2 protein-coding genes are annotated in these 2,629 nt (G+C 74.7%); both read left to right on the forward strand.

The genetic code is table 11. The annotated features are described in order from the left end of the window. Window positions 1-464 precede the first annotated feature (464 nt). Window positions 465-983: a DUF2617 family protein gene (locus tag G3I53_RS21540; protein WP_164337406.1), complete on the forward strand. Its 519-nt coding sequence runs from the start codon at window positions 465-467 to the stop codon at window positions 981-983. 181 nt (window positions 984-1,164) lie between these two features. After that, a partial coding sequence (locus tag G3I53_RS21545; protein WP_164438674.1) for a polyamine aminopropyltransferase occupies window positions 1,165-2,629 on the forward strand: 1,465 nt, incomplete at its 3' end.

Consider the following 2,629-nt stretch of genomic DNA (forward strand, 5'->3'; position numbering starts at 1 on the left):
GGGGGCTGAGCACCGGGGTGGTGTGAGGCCCGATCCCGCCGCGAGGGGGGGGCGCATCGGCCACGGCGGGGTCCGCGCGGGGGGCGGACCCCGCCGCTGTGACGGCGCCGGCCGTGGACGACCGCACGGCCGGCGCCGTCGTCCCTCCGGGAGCCGCCGGAGCGTTCCGGGCGGTGCGTGTTCGAACCTTCGCACGGGCGCACGCCGGGCACACGGGGCGCACGGCGTGATTGAACAGTTGAGCTGTGGAGCCCTCTAGGGGATGGAAACCGCCTGAACTTGGGTAAAAACGCTGTATCGGCGCCACGGTTCATGATTCCCTCTCAACCACCAACGCAGCCCTCGGACTTCCAGCGGAGCCCGTCCCGACCGGCCGACCGGGCTGACGGGCCGATTCCCGGTGCGACCGGGGTGCGCCGGACTCCCCCCATTTCTTTCTCGTTGCGCGCTTGCGGAGCCGATCCATGCTCACGACCCTGAACACCGCCTACACCGACACGTGCGCGGCCGACCTCGCCTGGGCCCTGGGCCGCGAGCCGCTGCCCGCTCTGGCCACGCTCGATCTCGAACTGACCGGCGTGAAGCTCCAGATGCGCCTGCTCGGCGCGTCCCACCAGGTGCTCGTGGAGGAGGAGCGCGGACTGTGCTCGGAGACGGTCGCGTGCATCCCGGGCAGCAGTACGCCCCTGCCTCTGGGCGTCGCCAAGCGGGTGGGCGACTGGGAGTACGAGTTCGCGGCCCGGGTGGAGGTGCTTTCCCCGGGCTCGTTCGCGGGCCGCGCCCAGGAGTTACTGGCACTGGTGGCCGACCACCCGCAGGGCCTGGCCGGGGTGTTCCCGGGCAGCCCGCACGCCTTCACCGCCCTGCTCGCCCAGCGCCACGAGGGCCAGGTGCACTGGCGGACCTGGCACGCCTATCCGCAGGACGGGCAGCTGGTGGCGACCCGGACCCGGGTGGGCACGCGGGTCAAGGCGGCCGTCTGAGGCGGGCGTCCGAGGCGGGCGTCTGAGGTGGCCGTCCGAGGCGGGCGGCGCCGGCGGCGGACGGGGGCGGGCGGCCCGTGCGCGGCGCGGATTCCCGCTCATCCCACTATCGGTCAGGAGTAAACCAGCACCACACGTGTGGGTGACGATCCGCACCGGAGGTGTGACGTAACGTCGCAGGGTGATCGAACCGCAGGCCCCCGCTCCGCCCCGCTCCGCAGCACCCGGGGGCGGGCCCTGCGGCTCCGGCGGAGGTCCGGGCGGCGGCCCGCCCCCGCTGCCCGTCCGGCAGGGCACCGGCCGCTTCCTGGTCCTGGCGGGCGTGTTCGTCTGTGCGGCCTGCGGACTCGTGTACGAGCTCGAACTGCTCGCGCTCGCCACGTACTTGATGGGTGACTCGGTCACCCACGCCTCGGTCGTGCTGTCCGTCATGGTGTTCGCGATGGGCATCGGCTCCCTGGCCGCCAAGCGGCTGCGGGGGAACGCGGCGGCCGGCTTCGGGGCCGTCGAGGCGGCGCTGGCCCTCATCGGCGGGTGCAGCGCCATGGCCCTGTACGCGGTCTACGCCTTCACCGGTGACTGGGGCGGCGCCTGGGTGAACGGCCCGCGCTGGCTCCTGGTCGCGTTCTCCCTGGCCACCGGTCTGCTCATCGGCGCCGAGGTGCCGCTGCTGATGGAGCTGATCCAGCGGATCCGGCGGCAGGACGCGGGCGGCGCGGTGGCCGACCTGTTCGCCGCGGACTACGTCGGCGCGCTGGTCGGCGGGCTCGCGTTCCCCTTCCTGCTGCTGCCGTTCCTGGGCCAGTTGACCGGCGCGCTGATCACCGGCGCCGTCAACGCGGTGGTCGGCGGGGCGCTGGTGCTCGGCCTGTTCCGGCAGGACCTCACCCGCCGGCACCGCCGGCTGCTGGTGGCGGCCAACGTCTGTGTGCTCGCCCTGCTCGCCTCGGCCGCCGTCCTCGTCGACGACTTCGAACGCGCCGCCCGGCACGCGATGTACGGCTCCGACGTCCGCGTCGCCGTGCACACCGACGTGCAGGAGGTGGTGCTCAGCGGAGGGCGGGACGGCCGGCCCCTCGACCTGTTCCTCGACGGGCGGCTGCGCATCAGCGGCCGCGACGCGCCCCGCTACGCCGAGGCGCTGGTGCACCCCGCGATGAACGGCCCGCACGCGCGCGTGCTCGTCCTCGGCTGCGGGGACGGGCTGGCCCTGCGGGAGGTGCTGCGGTTCGGGGGCGTGCACCGGATCGACGTGGTCACCCGCGACCCGGAGGTGGTGCGGCTGGCCCGCACCGACCCGGCGCTCGCCGCGCTGAACGGGCGCGCGTTCGACGACCCCCGCGTCCACGTCATGGCCGACGACCCCTTCGGCTGGCTGCGCGGCGGGCCCCCGGCCGCCTACGACGTGGTGGTCTCCGATCTGCCGCACCCCGCGATCACCGAGAGCAGCAAGCTGTACTCCCAGGAGTTCTACGGTCTGGCCCGGCGGGTGCTGGCGCCCGGCGGACGCCTCGTGGCGCACACCGGGCCGGTCGCCGGCCGCCCCCGGGTGCTGTGGACGGTGGAGTCGACGCTGCGCGCGGCCGGACTCGGCACCGCCCCGTACCGGGTGACCGGCCGCCGGGCCGGGGCCGCCGGGCCCGACC

Origin of the sequence: Streptomyces sp. SID14436 (assembly GCF_010548465.1) — a bacterium.
Taxonomy (GTDB): domain Bacteria; phylum Actinomycetota; class Actinomycetes; order Streptomycetales; family Streptomycetaceae; genus Streptomyces.